The following is a 16,269-nucleotide window of genomic DNA, read 5'->3' as shown; positions in this document are numbered from 1 at the left end:
GTTTGTTGGGTTTTCTCTGGAACAGTGATCGGGGTCACGATAACAACATCTTTTTAAATTTTAATCATCTGATTTGACAAATGTTAAACAATATTGTTACAAACGTCATCAGAAAAGGCATATAATGCGCAAAAGTTATGAGGTCTCTCTTTCACCTGACAAATAGTTATGTAACAGTGTGATGGTATTGACCGAAGTTATCAGGACAGTTATTAGTGATATACAGGTTTGAATAATTCGGACTGCAAAAACGCTGATTTGCTGTTGTTTCACTGATATTTCATTCGTTTACCTGCAAGGCGCCATAGCTCTGTACCCTGGTTTCTCCTCGTGAGCTGAGCGGTAAGCCAAATAACAATCTGGTAACGGTGATTAACAGCTGAAGGCAAATCCGGTGAAAAGCAGTCTTAAGCATAAGGCGCTAAGGAGACCGTAAATGGCTGATACAAAGGCAAAACTCACCCTAAATGGTGATGATGCTATTGAACTGGATGTGCTAAAAGGCACGCTCGGTCAGGATGTTATTGATATCCGTACGCTGGGTTCCAAAGGGGTATTCACCTTTGACCCTGGATTCACCTCCACCGCATCTTGCGAATCCAAAATCACCTATATTGACGGTGACGAAGGTATCCTGCTCCATCGCGGCTTCCCCATCGATCAGTTAGCCACCGAATCCAACTATCTGGAAGTGTGCTACATCCTGCTGAACGGCGAAAAACCGACGCAGGCGCAGTACGATGAATTCAAAACCACCGTGACCCGTCACACCATGATCCATGAGCAGATTACCCGTCTGTTCCATGCGTTCCGTCGTGACTCTCACCCGATGGCGGTCATGTGCGGTATCACCGGTGCGCTGGCGGCGTTCTACCACGATTCTCTGGACGTGAATAACCCACGTCATCGTGATATCGCGGCGTTCCGTCTGCTCTCCAAAATGCCTACGATGGCGGCGATGTGTTACAAATACTCCATCGGCCAGCCGTTTGTGTATCCGCGTAACGACCTCTCCTACGCCGGCAACTTCCTGCGCATGATGTTCTCCACGCCGTGCGAAGAGTATGAAGTGAACCCGGTGCTGGAACGCGCGATGGACCGTATTCTGATCCTGCACGCTGACCACGAGCAGAACGCGTCAACGTCTACCGTTCGTACCGCAGGCTCTTCAGGCGCGAACCCGTTCGCCTGTATCGCTGCGGGCATCGCCTCCCTCTGGGGACCGGCGCACGGCGGCGCGAACGAAGCGGCGCTGAAGATGCTGGAAGAGATCAGCTCTGTGGAGCACATTCCCGAGTTCGTACGTCGTGCGAAAGACAAGAATGACTCCTTCCGTCTGATGGGCTTCGGTCACCGTGTTTACAAAAACTACGATCCGCGCGCGACCGTTATGCGTGAGACCTGCCACGAAGTGCTGAAAGAGCTGGGCACCAAAGACGATCTGCTGGAAGTGGCGATGGAGCTGGAACACATCGCACTGAACGACCCGTACTTCATCGAGAAGAAACTCTACCCGAACGTCGATTTCTACTCTGGCATTATTCTGAAAGCGATGGGCATTCCGTCTTCCATGTTCACCGTGATCTTCGCCATGGCGCGTACCGTGGGCTGGATTGCGCACTGGAACGAAATGCACAGCGAAGGCATGAAAATCGCCCGTCCTCGTCAGCTGTACACCGGCTACGAGCAGCGTGATTTTAAGTCTGACATTAAGCGCTAAAAAACACGCCCGGCGGCGCTTCGCTTGCCGGGCCTACAAGTGCGAAATGTAGGCCGGGTAAGGCGTAGCCGCCACCCGGCTTTTTTACATCTGGCACCGGGGACACCAGTAAAACGGTCTGGAAGAGATCGTAGCCTTCTCAATCACTCCGCCGCACCGCTCGCACTTTTTCCCCGCCCGATGGAACACCTTAAAGCGGAACAGCGCCCCGTGATGCTTGTTTTCATCTACGATGCCGCGCGTATTGTATGACAGCCGCGGAATGTCCAGCAGCGCTTGCGACAGCGCCTCCAGCTTTTCATCGCTCAGCTGCGACGCCTTGCGCTGCGGCGCCAGCCCCACTTCCCAGAGGATCTCCACCCGCAGGTAGTTTCCCAGACCGGCAAGAAACGCCTGATCGAGCAACAGCCCGGAAAACTGGCGGTTGCGGAACTGGGGAGACAATAGCCGGGCTTTAACATCGCTCGCCGTCAGGCGCATGTCCAGCACGTCCGGCCCGACGCGCTGTAAGAACGGATGCGTCAGCAGCTGCTCCGGCGTTAACATTTCGATATCAGAGGCGCTGTAGAGCAGGATCGCCTTATCCGCCGTTTGTAACCGGACGCGCAGCACGCGCGTCGTTTGCGGCTGCTCGTCCGCCTCCACCACGCGCCAGACGCCGTAAAGCTGATTATGGCTATATAACGTCAGGTTATGGGAAAAGTGCGTGAGCAACGCTTTGCCGCGCGTTTCAATGTGGGTCACCGTCTGTCCCACAAGCTCTGTTTCAAACGGTTTTAGTTGAGGAAAGGCAAACCAGACATCGGTCAGAGGTTTACCCTTTATCGCCGCCTCCAGGCTATCCGCCGCGCGGCGGATCTCCGGACCTTCAGGCATGTTATTGTCCTTTTATCATCAATCTGCGCTGACGAGAATGCCCTCTTCAGAGAACGCCGCCCGCAGGCGTCGCGCAAACTGGAGCGCATGCTCCCCGTCGCCGTGTAAACACACCGTATCGGCCTGAACATTTGCGGATGTTCCATCCACGGCGGTCACCCGCCCGGCGCGCACCATCTCCAGCGTCTGCGCCAGCGCTTTATTTTCGTCGGTAATCAGCGCACCGGCCTGCGTGCGCGGCACCAGGCTGCCGTCCGGCATGTATCCCCGATCGGCAAAGACTTCCTGCCGCGTCGACAGCCCCAGCCGCTCTCCGGCACGAATAAGCTCGCTACCCGCCAGGCCAACCAGAATCAGCTGAGGATTGCAGTCCCGCACCGCGCTGGCTATCGCCTCCGCCAGCGCCGGATCTTTCGCCGCCTGGTTATAGAGCATGCCGTGCGGCTTGACGTGACGCAGTACGCCATGCTCAGCGCGCACTATCGCCTCCAGCGCGCCGATCTGGTAGAGCACCTGAGCGTAGACCGTCTCTGGCGGGAGATCCATCGCCGTGCGGCCAAAGTTCTCCCGGTCGGGAAAGCTGGGGTGAGCGCCAATCGCCACGCCGTTTTTCATAGCATTGCGTACGCTTTCCAGCATGGTCTGCGCATCGCCGGCATGAAAACCGCAGGCGATGTTGACCGAGGAGACCAGCGTCATCAGCGCCGCATCAGCGCCGCTGCCCTCCCCCAGATCGGCGTTTAAATCAATCTTTACCATCGAGCCTCCACGCCAGCTGTTCGAGATAGCGCTGCCGATCCTGCCGGGCCTTCAGCGCCTCCTCCAGCGTACACTGCACAAAATGAATCGGCTGGCCGAGAGGGATTTGCGCCAGATGGTAGCGATCCGCTTCGATAATGCAGGCAATACGCGGATAGCCGCCGGTGGTTTGCGCGTCGTTCATCAGTACGATGGGCTGCCCGTTGCCCGGCACCTGAATCACCCCCGGCAGCAGCCCGTGGGAAAGCAGCTCCCGGTCAGTCGTTCGGGTCAGCGGCTGGCCCTGAAGCCGGTAACCCATACGGTTACTCTGCGGGCTGATCTTCCACGGCGAGCGCCAGAAAGACTCTTTTGAGGCTTCATCAAACTCCTGATATTCCGGTCCCGGCAAGGCGCGGATCACATTCCCCCACAGCAGCTGCTTCACGCCCTGCGTGGTGGTGAAATGGCGCGCTGAGGGCTTAATCGCCAGACGATCGCCGTCGCGCAGCAGCCGTCCTTCATGGCCGCCCATTCCCGCTTTCTGGTCAGTGCTGGATGAGCCCAACACCTCCGGCACGTCGATGCCCCCCGCCACGGCAAGATAGCTGCGCACGCCGTGCAGAGGACGCTTAAGCGTCAGACGCTGCCCGGCTTTTGCCCGCAATCGCCAGCCGGTCCACACCGCTTTGCCGTCCAGCGTTGCGTCACAGCCCGCGCCGGTTAAGGCAAACCAGGTTTCCTCACCAAACTCAATAACGCACTGGCCCAGCGTAATTTCTAACGCCGCCGTGCTGCCTGGGTTGCCTACCAGCAGGTTGGCAATCTCCAGCGAAGGACGATCGAGCGCGCCGCAGTAGCTCACGCCGGACTGACGCAGGCCAAAACGGCCAGCATCCTGTACCGAGGTGTAAAGCCCTGCACGAATAAGCGTTAACATACCCCCTCCTTCTGCGGGATAAAGCGCAGGGTATCCCCCGGACGCAGGAGTATGGGCGCGTCATGGCCGGGTTCAAATAACGGCGTGGACGTGTGCCCGATAAGCTGCCAGCCGCCCGGCGAAGCGAGCGGGTAAATTCCCGTTTGTTCGCCACCAATCGCCACGCTGCCCGCCGGTACGCTCAGGCGCGGCTCAGCCCGGCGCGGGGTGTGCAGCTGGGGCGATAACCCGCCAAGATAGGGGAAGCCCGGCTGGAAACCTAAAAACCAGACAACATAGTCGACTGAGCTGTGCAGCTCGACGACCTGCTTTTCCGTTAATCCACAGTGTTCCGCCACCACGCCAAGGTCAGGGCCACCTTTGCCGCCATAGACAACCGGGATCTCAATTGCCCGCGATTCCGGCTCCAGCGCCTCGCTCTCCTCCCACCAGCGTTGCAGACGCTCAATGGCATCCAGCGCCCCGGTGTGCGGATCGCGTAGCACCACGGTGATATTATTCATACCCGGAATAGCTTCAACCACGCCGGGTAGCTCGGGCAGCCGCTGAGCCAGGCGCCAGATACGCTTTTGCGTGGCAAGCGTCACCGGAGGCTCAAGCTCCAGAACTACCGCAGTTTCACCCAGAAGATAACAACGCGCTCGCTGCACTTAACTACCTCTCATCAGGCCGGATTAGGGATATCAATAAACGTCACATCCAGATCGGTATTTTCCGTCAGCCACTCACTGAGGGCGCGGATGCCGCCGCGCTCGGTAGCATGATGGCCTGCCGCGTAAAAATGCAGGCCCTGTTCACGCGCGGAATGAATGGTCTGCTCGGAGACTTCGCCGGTAATGAACGCATCGACACCGAAGCGTGCCGCACTGTCAATAAAGCCCTGACCGCCGCCGGTGCACCATGCCACGCGCTTCACGGTATCCGGCCCGGTGTCGCCGCACCACAGCGGACGACGTCCCAAGCGCGCTTCGATCCACGAGGCCAGCTCCAGCCCCGGTACCGGCATCGACAGCTCGCCCCACGGCACCAGGGGTTCAATTTCCCCCATCACGGTAATCCCCAACAGCTGCGCAAGCTGGACGTTATTACCCAGTTCAGGATGCGCGTCGAGCGGCAGGTGGTACCCGTACAGGTTGATGTCATTCGCCAGCAGCGTTTTGAGGCGGTTGCGCTTCATGCCGCGAATAATCGGCGATTCGTTTTTCCAGAAGTAACCGTGATGGACGATCACCGCATCGGCTTCCTGACGCACCGCCTCATCCAGCAGCGCCTGGCTTGCCGTCACGCCGGTGATGATTTTTTGCACCGTGTCGCGTCCCTCAACCTGCAAGCCATTCGGGCCGTAGTCGCTAAACGAGGCGGTGTTAAGTTTTTCGTTAATCAGGCGTTCCAGTTCACTGTTTTTCATCATCACTCTCTCAAGCTTTTCGGGCGGCTTCGTACGCCGCCAGCGTGGCGACGCGCGCCTGTTTATGGTCGACAATCGGACGGGGATAGTTCAGGGTAACGCGCTGTTTATCCGCCCATGTCCAGGGTTCATGAATGGCTTTGGCGGGAACATCCTTAAGCTCAGGTACCCAGCGACGGATAAACTCGCCGTCAGCATCAAATCGTTGTCCCTGCGTGGTCGGATTGAAGATCCGAAAATAGGGAGCCGCATCCGTTCCGGTGGAGGCCGCCCACTGCCAGCCGCCGTTATTCGCCGCCAGATCGCCATCGATCAGCTGAGACATAAAATAACGCTCTCCGGTTCGCCAGTCGATAAGCAGATCCTTCACCAGGAAGCTGGCGGTAATCATTCGCAGACGGTTATGCATCCACCCGGTTTCGTTGAGCTGCCGCATAGCCGCATCAACAATCGGGAAGCCGGTGAGTCCACGCTGCCATGCCTGAAGCAGCTTATCATTCGACTGCCACTGTACCTGTTCGGTCCAACGAATGAAGGGGCGATGTTTACATAAATCAGGATGATACGTCATCAGGTGACGGTAAAACTCACGCCAAATCAGTTCGTTCAGCCACACAGCGCCCGCGCCCCCGTCAAGCGCCTGAGGTTGTTCCGCCAGCAGCCGATGCAAACACTGGCGCGGAGAGAGCACGCCCAGCGCTAAACAGGCCGACAGGCGGCTGGTGCCTTCAATCGCTGGAAAATCCCGACGCGCCTCGTATTGTGCCGCCCCCTGCTTGCAGAACTGACGCAACTGGGCAATAGCCGCTTTCTCGCTGGCAGGAAATAACGCTTCATCAAACGACTGCTGAGGATAATTCACTGTGATTTCAGGCAGATCCGTTATCGTATCCCCTCTCACGGCTGGCGCGGAAACGCACTCGGGTAGCCCCTCTTTCAGGCGCTTGATAAACGCATTTTTATACGGCGTGAAAACTTTATACATCTCGTGATTGCCGGTCATCACGCTGCCCGGCGCGAGCATCACGCTGTCATCAAAGCCTTCACAAACCACGCCCGTAAGGGTTTTCTCCAGCTGACGGTCGCGCTGCTGCTCGTTAAATTCGTTCTGGTAGTTGTAAAAAAGACGCGTTACCGCGTGCTGCTTACAGATTGCCTGCACCGTCTGAAGCTGTGCGGCAAAATCGTTCACCTCTTCATAGATAAGCGGGATGCCTTTTTCGGCCAGAGAATGTTGCAGGTCATTCAGATACGCGCTGAGCAAAGCCGCTTGCCGGGGCGCCATATCATGCTGCTGCCACTGCTCTGGCGTGGCGATAAACAGGGCCAGCACATTCGCGTCTTTGGCGCGGCAGGCCGCCGCGAGAGCGATGTTGTCGTGAATGCGTAAATCCGCGCGAAACCAAACCAGATGGGTGGGCATAAAACTCCTGGCAATTGTCCATTATGTCCGTAAGGGCATGCCGTAAAAGGAAAAAGGCACGCATTGAACTACTTTGCCATGAAGTGTAGACGGGATGAAATAAAAAAGGCCGCCCGAGGCGGCCTTAACGCTACTTGTCCTGCGCTATCGAGGTAAAGGCAACAAACACATCTGGTTTATCACTCTTTACAACGAGTACGCTGGCGACAATGAACGCAATGCATAAATAGCGTTTCACTATGCGGTCCCTGCTGCTAACCGCTCCACCTATCACCACCGGTGATCAATCGGTGGACACAAGCCCGGGTAGGCGGGCTGCTTTACGGCTATGGATACACCTTTCCCAGGACCGATGCCCATTTGCGAGATGGCGGAAAGGGACGTGGCATCATAATTAACACCAACGCCAAAAGTAAGTTATTTCAATAAAATTAGGAATTTATAAAGGTGCAGTGGATTGCGAACTTTTCAAAGAAGGGTATGATAAAAATCCCGGGTAGGGGCTGCAAGATTACCCAACGGACCGCGAATGCCGAGGGACAAAAAAACCGCCACATTGTCGTTGGCGGTTTTTTTATGGCTACGATGTCGCGTCGTATCAGTAGAAATCGCAGGTTGCTTTCTCGGCCTGATCCATCCACACCGGCTTTTCGCTGGTTTTCGCCCAGACGCGGTGCAGGTAGCTGTAAAAACGTGCGCGATCTTTCCAGAATAGCATCACCGGCAGGGCCAGCACGCCAGCCACTACGGCGAAAGTGCGACGCATGAACACGATATAAGCCGGATACTCTTTATAAAGATCCATATTTTCTCCCCTATAGTTGGCCGGAAACGTCATCCGGAAAATTCAAAATTTGTGAGCTGGATAAAATAATATCGCTTTGCGTGTAATTTTACTACTCATCCGACCACTTATTTTCATCCATTTAGTGAATATTTACACTCACGCCGTAATTAAGTTACAAAAAAGTTAACGATTTACTTATCAATAGTTAAATTGTGGGCTTTCCATTTTTATACTTTTTTTACACCCCTCCCCCCGATTTTTGCGAAATCTTTGCGCCGTAAATCCTACCGTTAGCACCATTACAAATGTCACCCGGAGGTGGAGTGTGAGTGCAGGTCTGATTGCCGGCATCGTGCTGGTGTTCCTGTTAATGGCTTATCTGATTTATGCCCTGATTAATGCGGAGGCATTCTGATGGCTGCTCAGGCGTTTTTGCTTATTGCCAGCTTTTTACTGGTGCTGTTTGTGCTCTCCAGGCCGCTGGGAACCGCGCTGGCGCGGCTGATCGGCAACGCGCCATTGCCGGGCACGAGAACGATTGAAAATGTGCTCTGGCGCGTTTCAGGTATAAACGACCGGGAAATGAACTGGCGTCAGTATCTGATGGCGATACTGCTGCTGAATATCGTGGGGCTTATTGCCCTTTTTGCGATGCTCATGCTCCAGGGGAGCCTGCCGTTGAACCCGCAACGGCTACCGGGTTTATCCTGGCACCTGGCGCTGAACACGGCGGTCAGCTTTGTGACCAACACTAACTGGCAGTCTTACGCCGGTGAAACGACGCTCAGCTACTTCAGCCAGATGGTCGGGTTAACCGTGCAAAACTTTCTGTCTGCGGCCAGCGGTATCGCGGTGATCTTCGCCCTGACGCGCGCGTTTGCCCGCCAGAATGTCAGCTCGCTCGGCAACGCCTGGGTTGATGTCACGCGCATTACCCTTTGGATCCTGGTTCCTGTTGCGCTGCTTATTGCCCTGTTCTTTATTCAGCAAGGCACCCTGCAAAACCTGCTGCCTTATACCCCTTACACTTCGCTTGAAGGAACCGGGGGACTTCTGCCGATGGGGCCGGTGGCATCGCAGGAAGCGATCAAGATGCTGGGCACCAACGGCGGCGGCTTCTTCAACGCCAACTCATCACATCCGTTTGAAAACCCAACGGCACTGACCAATTTTGTGCAGATGCTGGCGATCTTTCTGATCCCCACCGCGCTCTGTTTCGCCTTTGGTGATGTGGTTAACGATCGCCGCCAGGGCCGCACGCTGCTGTGGGCGATGACGCTCATCTTCGTGGTCTGCGTAGCCCTGGTGATGTGGGCCGAATGGAACGGCAACAGCCACTTCATGCCGCTGGGGGCCAACAGCAATATTAACCTGGAAGGCAAAGAGAGCCGCTTCGGCGTTCTTGCCAGCAGCCTTTATGCGGTGGTCACCACGGCGGCCTCCTGCGGGGCGGTGAACGCCATGCACGACTCTTTCACCGCGCTCGGCGGCATGATTCCGATGTGGCTGATGCAGATTGGCGAAGTGGTCTTCGGTGGGGTCGGCTCGGGGCTGTACGGCATGCTGCTGTTCGTTCTGCTGGCGGTGTTTATCGCCGGGCTGATGATTGGCCGCACGCCGGAGTATCTCGGTAAAAAAATCGACGTTCGCGAGATGAAGTTAACCGCGCTGGCAATCCTGGTCACCCCCGCCCTTGTGCTGCTCGGTACCGCCCTGGCGCTGATGACCGAGGCAGGCCGCAGCGGCATCTTTAACCCGGGCATCCACGGCTTTAGCGAAGTGCTGTATGCCGTGTCGTCCGCCGCCAACAACAACGGCAGCGCCTTTGCCGGGCTAAGCGCCAACTCGCCGTTCTGGAACTGTCTGCTGGCGTTCTGCATGTTCGTTGGTCGTTTCGGCGTGATTATTCCCGTCATGGCAATCGCTGGAGCACTGGTGAATAAGAAAATCCAGCCGACCACCGCCGGTACGTTACCGACCCACGGCGCGCTGTTCGTCGGCCTGCTGATTGGCACCGTCCTGCTGGTGGGCGCCCTGACCTTTATCCCCGCCCTCGCGTTAGGCCCGGTTGCGGAAACTCTCTCTTTACGCTGATTTTGCGGAGAATTTGTCATGAGTCGTAAACAACTGGCCCTGCTCGAACCGTCCTTAGTTCGTCAGGCCCTTATGGATGCGGTAAAAAAACTGAGCCCGCGCGTGCAGTGGCATAACCCGGTGATGTTTATCGTCTGGATGGGGAGCTTACTCACCACCGCGCTGGCGATTGCCATGGGAACGGGCCACCTGGCAGGCAATGCAGCCTTTACGGGCGCCATCAGCCTGTGGCTGTGGTTTACCGTGCTGTTCGCCAACTTCGCCGAAGCGCTGGCAGAAGGCCGCAGTAAAGCGCAGGCCAACAGCCTGAAAGGGGTAAAAAAGACCGCTTTCGCGCGCAAATTACGTGAACCGAAATATGGCGCGGAGATAGATCACGTTCCTGCGGATGAACTGCGTAAAGGTGACGTGGTGCTGGTGGAAGCCGGCGACATCATCCCCTGCGACGGGGAGGTCATTGAAGGCGGCGCATCGGTGGACGAAAGCGCCATCACCGGGGAATCCGCCCCGGTGATCCGCGAGTCCGGCGGCGACTTCGCCTCCGTAACGGGCGGGACCCGCATTCTTTCCGACTGGCTGGTGATCCAGTGCAGCGTTAACCCGGGCGAAACTTTCCTCGACCGGATGATCGCTATGGTCGAAGGCGCACAGCGTCGTAAAACGCCGAACGAAATTGCCCTGACCATTCTGCTGGTGGCGCTTACCCTCGTCTTCCTGCTGGCAACGGCGACCCTGTGGCCGTTCTCCGCCTACGGCGGCACGGCGGTCAGCGTTACCGTGCTGGTGGCCCTGCTGGTGTGCCTTATCCCCACGACGATCGGCGGCCTGCTTTCCGCGATTGGCGTGGCGGGGATGAGCCGCATGCTGGGCGCGAACGTTATCGCCACCAGCGGACGCGCCGTGGAGGCGGCGGGTGACGTAGACGTGCTGCTGCTGGATAAAACCGGGACCATTACCCTGGGGAATCGTCAGGCATCTGAATTTTTACCCGCCCCCGGCGTGGATGAAAAAACGCTGGCGGATGCGGCGCAACTCTCCTCTCTGGCCGATGAAACGCCGGAAGGCCGCAGCATCGTGATCCTGGCCAAGCAGCGCTTCAACCTGCGCCAGCGCGACGTGCAGAGCCTGCACGCCACCTTCGTGCCGTTCACCGCGCAAACCCGGATGAGTGGGATCAACATTCAGGACCGGATGATCCGTAAAGGGTCGGTTGACGCCATTCGTCGACATATTGAGGCAAACAATGGCCACTTCCCGCCTGAGGTGGACAAGCTGGTTGAAAACGTGGCGCGTCAGGGGGCGACACCTCTGGTGGTGGCGGAAGGAGCAAGCGTGCTGGGCGTGATAGCCCTGAAGGATATCGTTAAAGGCGGTATCAAGGAGCGTTTCGCCCAAATGCGCAAGATGGGCATCAAAACGGTGATGATCACCGGGGATAACCGCCTCACCGCGGCCGCCATTGCCGCTGAAGCGGGCGTGGATGATTTTCTCTCCGAAGCGACGCCGGAAGCCAAGCTGGCACTCATTCGCCAGTATCAGGCGGAAGGCCGTCTGGTGGCGATGACGGGCGATGGCACTAACGACGCCCCGGCGCTGGCGCAGGCCGACGTGGCGGTGGCGATGAACTCCGGTACGCAGGCAGCAAAAGAGGCGGGCAACATGGTCGACCTCGATTCGAACCCGACCAAGCTGATCGAAGTGGTGCACATCGGCAAACAGATGCTGATGACGCGCGGCTCGCTGACCACATTCAGCATCGCCAACGACGTGGCGAAGTATTTCGCCATTATCCCGGCAGCGTTTGCGGCGACCTATCCGCAGCTAAACGCCCTGAACGTGATGCACCTGCACTCCCCGGCGTCGGCCATCATGAGCGCGGTGATTTTCAACGCCCTGATCATTGTCTTCCTCATCCCGCTGGCGCTGAAAGGGGTGAGCTATAAGCCGCTGACCGCCGCCGCCATGCTGCGCCGCAACCTGTGGATTTACGGCCTGGGTGGACTGGTGGTGCCCTTTATCGGGATCAAGGTTATCGACGTGCTGTTAACGCTGTTTGGGCTGGTTTAAAGGTGAATCAAATGACGATGTTACGTCCCGCTATACTGTTGTTTATTCTGCTGTCTCTGATTACCGGCGGACTTTACCCGCTGGTGACCACGGCGCTCGGCCAGTGGTGGTTTAAGGACCAGGCCAACGGCTCGCTGATTATCCAGAACGGTGAAAACCGGGGCTCGCGCCTGATTGGGCAGAACTTCACGGGCGCAGGCTACTTCCAGGGACGCCCTTCCGCCACTGCGGAAAGCCCGTATAATCCAATGGCGTCCGGCGGCAGCAATCTGGCAGGCAGCAATCCCGCGCTGGATAAAGCCATCGCTGAACGCGTTGCCGCCCTGCGCGCCGCCAATCCGCAGGCCAGCCGTGAGGTGCCGGTTGAACTGGTCACCGCGTCGGCCAGCGGGCTGGACTACAGCCTGACGCCGGACGCGGCGGCGTGGCAAATTCCGCGCGTGGCCGCCGCCCGCCAGCTGACCGTCGAACAGGTGAGCAAGCTGGTCGCAGAGCACACGCAAAAGCCGCTGGTCAGCTTCATCGGCATGCCGGTAGTGAACATTGTTGAGCTGAATCTGGCGCTGGACGCGCTAAGGAAAAACTAAATGACCGACGAGCCCATGCGCCCGGATCCGGACAGGCTGCTTGAACAGACGGCGGAAGCCCATCGCGGCAAGCTGAAAATTTTTTTCGGTGCCTGTGCGGGCGTCGGGAAAACCTTCGCCATGCTGACGGAAGCCCAGCGGCTGCGGGCGCAGGGGCTTGATATTCTCATCGGCGTGGTGGAAACCCACGGTCGCAAAGAGACGGCGGCGCTGCTGACGGGGCTGGCGACGCAGCCGCCCCAGCGCATTAACCATCGCGGGCGGCTGGTCATGGAGTTCGATCTGGATGCCGCCCTCGCCCGCCGACCTGCGCTCATTCTGATGGACGAACTGGCGCACAGCAACGCGCCGGGCTCGCGTCATCCGAAGCGCTGGCAGGATGTTGAGGAGCTGCTTGAAGCCGGTATCGACGTCTTCACCACGGTGAATGTTCAGCATCTGGAAAGCCTGAACGACGTGGTGAGCGGCGTCACCGGCATTCAGGTACGGGAGACCGTTCCCGATCCGTTTTTTGATTCTGCCGATGAGGTCGTTCTGGTTGACCTGCCACCGGATGACCTGCGCCAGCGCCTGCACGAAGGCAAGGTGTATATTGCCGGCCAGGCCGAACGCGCCATCGAACATTTCTTCCGCAAGGGAAACCTGATTGCTCTGCGCGAGCTGGCCCTGCGCCGCACTGCCGATCGCGTTGATGATCAGATGCGCGCCTGGCGAGACCTACAGGGGCGAGAGCGCGTCTGGCACACGCGGGACGCCATTCTGTTATGCATTGGCCACGGCAGCGGCAATGAAAAGCTGGTCCGCACCGCCGCCCGGCTTGCGGCAAAGTTTGGCAGCGTCTGGCACGCGGTATACGTCGAAACGCCGCAGCTTCACGCCCTGCCTGAGAATCAGCGCCGCGCCATTCTGAGCGCGCTGCGGCTGGCTCAGGAGCTGGGCGCGGAAACCGCAACCCTTTCCGATCCGCAGGAAGATAAAGCCATTCTGCGCTACGCGCGTGAGCACAACCTGGGCAAGATTGTCATTGGGCGTCGCCAGCATCGCCGCTGGTTTAGCCGGGAATCTTTCGCCGACAGGCTGGCCCGCCGCGCGCCGGATCTCGATTTAGTCATCGTCGCGCTGGATGACAGACCCGCTCCCCTGCCCAACCGCGCGCCGGACGCCCGCGCTTTTGGCGATAAGTGGCGCATGCAGATCCGCGGCTGCCTGGTGGCCGTGGTGCTCTGCGCCCTGATTACGGTGATTGCCAGCCAGTGGCTGATCGCCTTCGACGCCGCCAATCTGGTCATGATTTATCTGCTGGGCGTCGTCGTGGTCGCCCTCTTTTACGGCCGCTGGCCGTCGGTTCTGGCAACGGTGATCAACGTCGTCAGCTTCGATCTGTTCTTTATTGCGCCACGCGGGACGCTTGCCGTCTCGGACGTGCAGTACATTCTGACTTTTGCCGTGATGCTTACCGTCGGGCTGGTGATCGGGAACCTGACGGCGGGCGTGCGCTACCAGGCGCGCATTGCCCGCTACCGCGAGCAGCGCACGCGACATCTTTACGAAATGTCAAAATCGCTGGCGGTCGGCCGCACGCAGCAGGATATCGTCCAGACCAGCGAGCAGTTTATCCGCTCAACGTTTCATGCCAGCAACCTGATTTTACTCCCTGACGAGCACGGACATCTTCGCCCGCTTACCTCGCCTTCGGGCATGACGCCGTGGGATGAAGCGATTGCCCGCTGGAGCTTCGACAAAGGGTTACCCGCCGGTGCCGGAACCGACACCCTGCCCGGCGTGCCTTACCAGATCCTGCCGCTGCGCAGCGCGGATAAAAACCACGGGCTGGTCATCGTGGAGCCGTCTAACCAACGCCAGCTGATGATCCCCGAGCAGCAGCGCCTGCTGGAAACCTTCACCCTGCTGGTCGCCAGCGCCCTTGAGCGGCTGGCGCTTACCGCCAGCGAAGAGCAGGCGCGGCTGGCAAGCGAGCGTGAAAGCATCCGCAACTCGCTGTTGGCGGCGCTTTCCCACGACCTGCGCACCCCGCTCACCGTGCTGTTTGGTCAGTCCGAAATTCTCACGCTGGATCTGGCGGCGGAAGGGTCGAATCACGCGGTACAGGCCAGCGAAATTCGCCAGCACGTGCTGAATACCACGCGCCTGGTGAATAACCTGCTGGACATGGCGCGCATTCAGTCCGGCGGTTTTAACCTCAAAAAAGAGTGGCTTACGCTTGAAGAGGTTGTCGGCAGCGCGCTGAAGATGCTGGAGCCGGGTCTGGGTGGACGCCATATTGCGCTGGACATGCCGGAACCCCTGACGCTGATTCACGTCGATGGCCCGCTGTTTGAGCGCGTCCTGATTAATCTTCTGGAAAACGCGGCTAAATACGCCGGAGCAAAAGCGCAGATTGGGATCGCCGCCGGGGTAGATACGCAGACGCTGCGGCTTGAGATCTGGGATACCGGGCCGGGTATTCCGGCGGGTCAGGAGCGCGCCATTTTCGAAAAATTTGCGCGCGGCAATAAGGAATCCGCCATTCCGGGCGTTGGGCTGGGGCTCGCGATCTGCCAGGCGATTGTCGACGTGCATGGCGGCACCATTTCAGCCGAGAACCGCCCGGAAGGTGGCGCACGCTTTTGTGTTACACTTCCTCTTGAAACTCCACCAGAACTTGATGATTTACCAGAGGATATGTGATTAACGTTCTGATTGTTGAAGATGAGCTCGCTATCAGCCGATTTCTGCGTACCGCGCTGGAAGGCGACGGTTTGCGCGTTCATGAAGCCGGTACGCTTCAACGGGGGTTAATCGAAGCCGCGACCCGCAAGCCGGACCTGGCGATTCTGGATCTGGGGCTCCCGGATGGCGACGGCATTGATTTTATTCGCGAAGTGCGTCAGTGGAGCCAGATGCCGATTCTGGTGCTTTCAGCCCGCACCGAAGAGGCGGATAAAATCGCCGCGCTGGATGCCGGAGCGGATGATTATCTGATTAAACCGTTTGGCATTGGCGAGCTACAGGCCCGGCTTCGTGTGGCGCTGCGCCGACACAGTGCCACAACCCCTTCTGATCCGGTGTACGCCTTTGGCGATATCCGCGTCGATCTTGCTGCCCGCCGCATTGTGCGGGGAGAAGAAGAGGTTCACCTCACGCCCATCGAATTTCGTCTGCTGGCCGTGCTGCTCAACAACCATGGAAAAGTGCTAACGCAGCGACAGCTCTTAAGCCAGGTCTGGGGGCCGAATGCTGTTGAGCATAGTCACTATTTACGCATTTATATGGGACACCTTCGCCAGAAACTTGAAGCCGATCCCGCGCGTCCGCGTCATTTATTAACAGAAACCGGTATTGGCTATCGGTTTATGATCTGAATAAGTATTCAAATCGACCTTAAATAAAGAAAACCATCCCCCTGAATATGCCATGAAAATAATGCAGAGGTTATTTTCATGGCTATATTCGTCCTTCCCAAACACAATTCAAACACCAATTTAACATCAAGCCAACAAAACAGCATTTTGATCTGCGCTATTCATCAAAAACGACTAATTATTTCTTAAATGATCGGTTAATGGTGATCTGATTCACAGTTAATCCCTTTTTCCTGGATAAAATGACCGTGCTTTCAATTACTGAAA

The 16,269-nt window shown here is 57.7% G+C and carries 14 protein-coding genes; 7 read left to right on the top strand and 7 right to left on the bottom strand.

Annotated elements, in window-relative coordinates; all coding sequences use genetic code 11:
• Positions 1–436 precede the first annotated feature (436 nt).
• A complete protein-coding gene (locus INF58_RS09790) occupies positions 437–1,720 on the top strand; it encodes a citrate synthase (RefSeq protein WP_006809584.1) in 1,284 nt (427 codons plus the stop codon).
• 84 nt (positions 1,721–1,804) lie between these two features.
• Here INF58_RS09790 and nei read toward each other — a convergent pair whose 3' ends face one another.
• From nei to INF58_RS09755, 7 genes are all read right to left on the bottom strand, one after another.
• Positions 1,805–2,596, bottom strand: a complete 792-nt coding sequence (gene nei / locus INF58_RS09785) for an endonuclease VIII (RefSeq protein ID WP_193527593.1) — start codon at positions 2,594–2,596, stop codon at positions 1,805–1,807.
• A gap of 18 nt (positions 2,597–2,614) precedes the next feature.
• Positions 2,615–3,355 (bottom strand): 5-oxoprolinase subunit PxpA, encoded by a 741-nt coding sequence (gene pxpA / locus INF58_RS09780; protein WP_193527592.1) that lies wholly within the window; start codon positions 3,353–3,355, stop codon positions 2,615–2,617.
• The gene (gene pxpC, locus INF58_RS09775) at positions 3,342–4,274 is read right to left on the bottom strand and encodes a 5-oxoprolinase subunit PxpC (RefSeq protein WP_112792599.1); all 933 of its coding nucleotides are present in this window, start codon (positions 4,272–4,274) and stop codon (positions 3,342–3,344) included. The genes pxpA and pxpC overlap by 14 nt, the downstream gene beginning before the upstream one ends.
• Positions 4,268–4,924, bottom strand: a complete 657-nt coding sequence (gene pxpB / locus INF58_RS09770; protein WP_102750583.1) for a 5-oxoprolinase subunit PxpB — start codon at positions 4,922–4,924, stop codon at positions 4,268–4,270. Before pxpB ends, pxpC begins: the two co-directional genes overlap by 7 nt.
• Positions 4,925–4,938: 14 nt before the next feature.
• A complete protein-coding gene (locus INF58_RS09765) occupies positions 4,939–5,682 on the bottom strand; it encodes a type 2 GTP cyclohydrolase I (protein ID WP_064910841.1) in 744 nt (247 codons plus the stop codon).
• A gap of 10 nt (positions 5,683–5,692) precedes the next feature.
• Entirely contained in the window at positions 5,693–7,105 is a 1,413-nt protein-coding gene (phrB, locus tag INF58_RS09760) for a deoxyribodipyrimidine photo-lyase (RefSeq protein WP_193527591.1), read from the bottom strand.
• Positions 7,106–7,703: 598 nt separating this feature from the next.
• On the bottom strand, positions 7,704–7,910 hold the full coding sequence (locus INF58_RS09755; protein WP_088207675.1) for a YbfA family protein: 207 nt from the start codon (positions 7,908–7,910) through the stop codon (positions 7,704–7,706).
• Between the two features lie 307 nt (positions 7,911–8,217).
• Here INF58_RS09755 and kdpF point away from each other — a divergent pair, with 307 nt between their 5' ends.
• From kdpF to kdpE, 6 genes are read left to right on the top strand one after another with little or no spacing between them, the layout of a single operon-like run.
• On the top strand, positions 8,218–8,307 hold the full coding sequence (gene kdpF / locus INF58_RS21095) for a K(+)-transporting ATPase subunit F (protein ID WP_080473261.1): 90 nt from the start codon (positions 8,218–8,220) through the stop codon (positions 8,305–8,307).
• Positions 8,307–9,986, top strand: a complete 1,680-nt coding sequence (gene kdpA / locus INF58_RS09745; RefSeq protein ID WP_193527590.1) for a potassium-transporting ATPase subunit KdpA — start codon at positions 8,307–8,309, stop codon at positions 9,984–9,986. Before kdpF ends, kdpA begins: the two co-directional genes overlap by 1 nt.
• 18 nt (positions 9,987–10,004) lie before the next feature.
• Complete coding sequence (gene kdpB, locus INF58_RS09740; RefSeq protein ID WP_193527589.1) at positions 10,005–12,053, top strand: potassium-transporting ATPase subunit KdpB; 2,049 nt, start codon at positions 10,005–10,007, stop codon at positions 12,051–12,053.
• Positions 12,054–12,064: 11 nt separating this feature from the next.
• Positions 12,065–12,640: a potassium-transporting ATPase subunit KdpC gene (gene kdpC / locus INF58_RS09735; RefSeq protein ID WP_193527588.1), complete on the top strand. Its 576-nt coding sequence runs from the start codon at positions 12,065–12,067 to the stop codon at positions 12,638–12,640.
• Positions 12,641–15,328 (top strand): two-component system sensor histidine kinase KdpD, encoded by a 2,688-nt coding sequence (kdpD, locus tag INF58_RS09730; RefSeq protein WP_193527587.1) that lies wholly within the window; start codon positions 12,641–12,643, stop codon positions 15,326–15,328.
• Positions 15,325–16,002 carry a two-component system response regulator KdpE gene (kdpE, locus tag INF58_RS09725; protein WP_193527586.1) on the top strand — a complete coding sequence of 226 codons (678 nt, stop codon included), beginning with the start codon at positions 15,325–15,327 and terminating at the stop codon, positions 16,000–16,002. The genes kdpD and kdpE overlap by 4 nt, the downstream gene beginning before the upstream one ends.
• Positions 16,003–16,269 lie beyond the last annotated feature (267 nt).

The organism is Enterobacter cloacae complex sp. P24RS (genome assembly GCF_014982165.1).
GTDB lineage: Bacteria > Pseudomonadota > Gammaproteobacteria > Enterobacterales > Enterobacteriaceae > Enterobacter > Enterobacter quasihormaechei.
The sequence above is the reverse complement of the archived record's forward strand: the minus strand, read 5'-3'. Positions and strand labels throughout refer to the sequence as shown.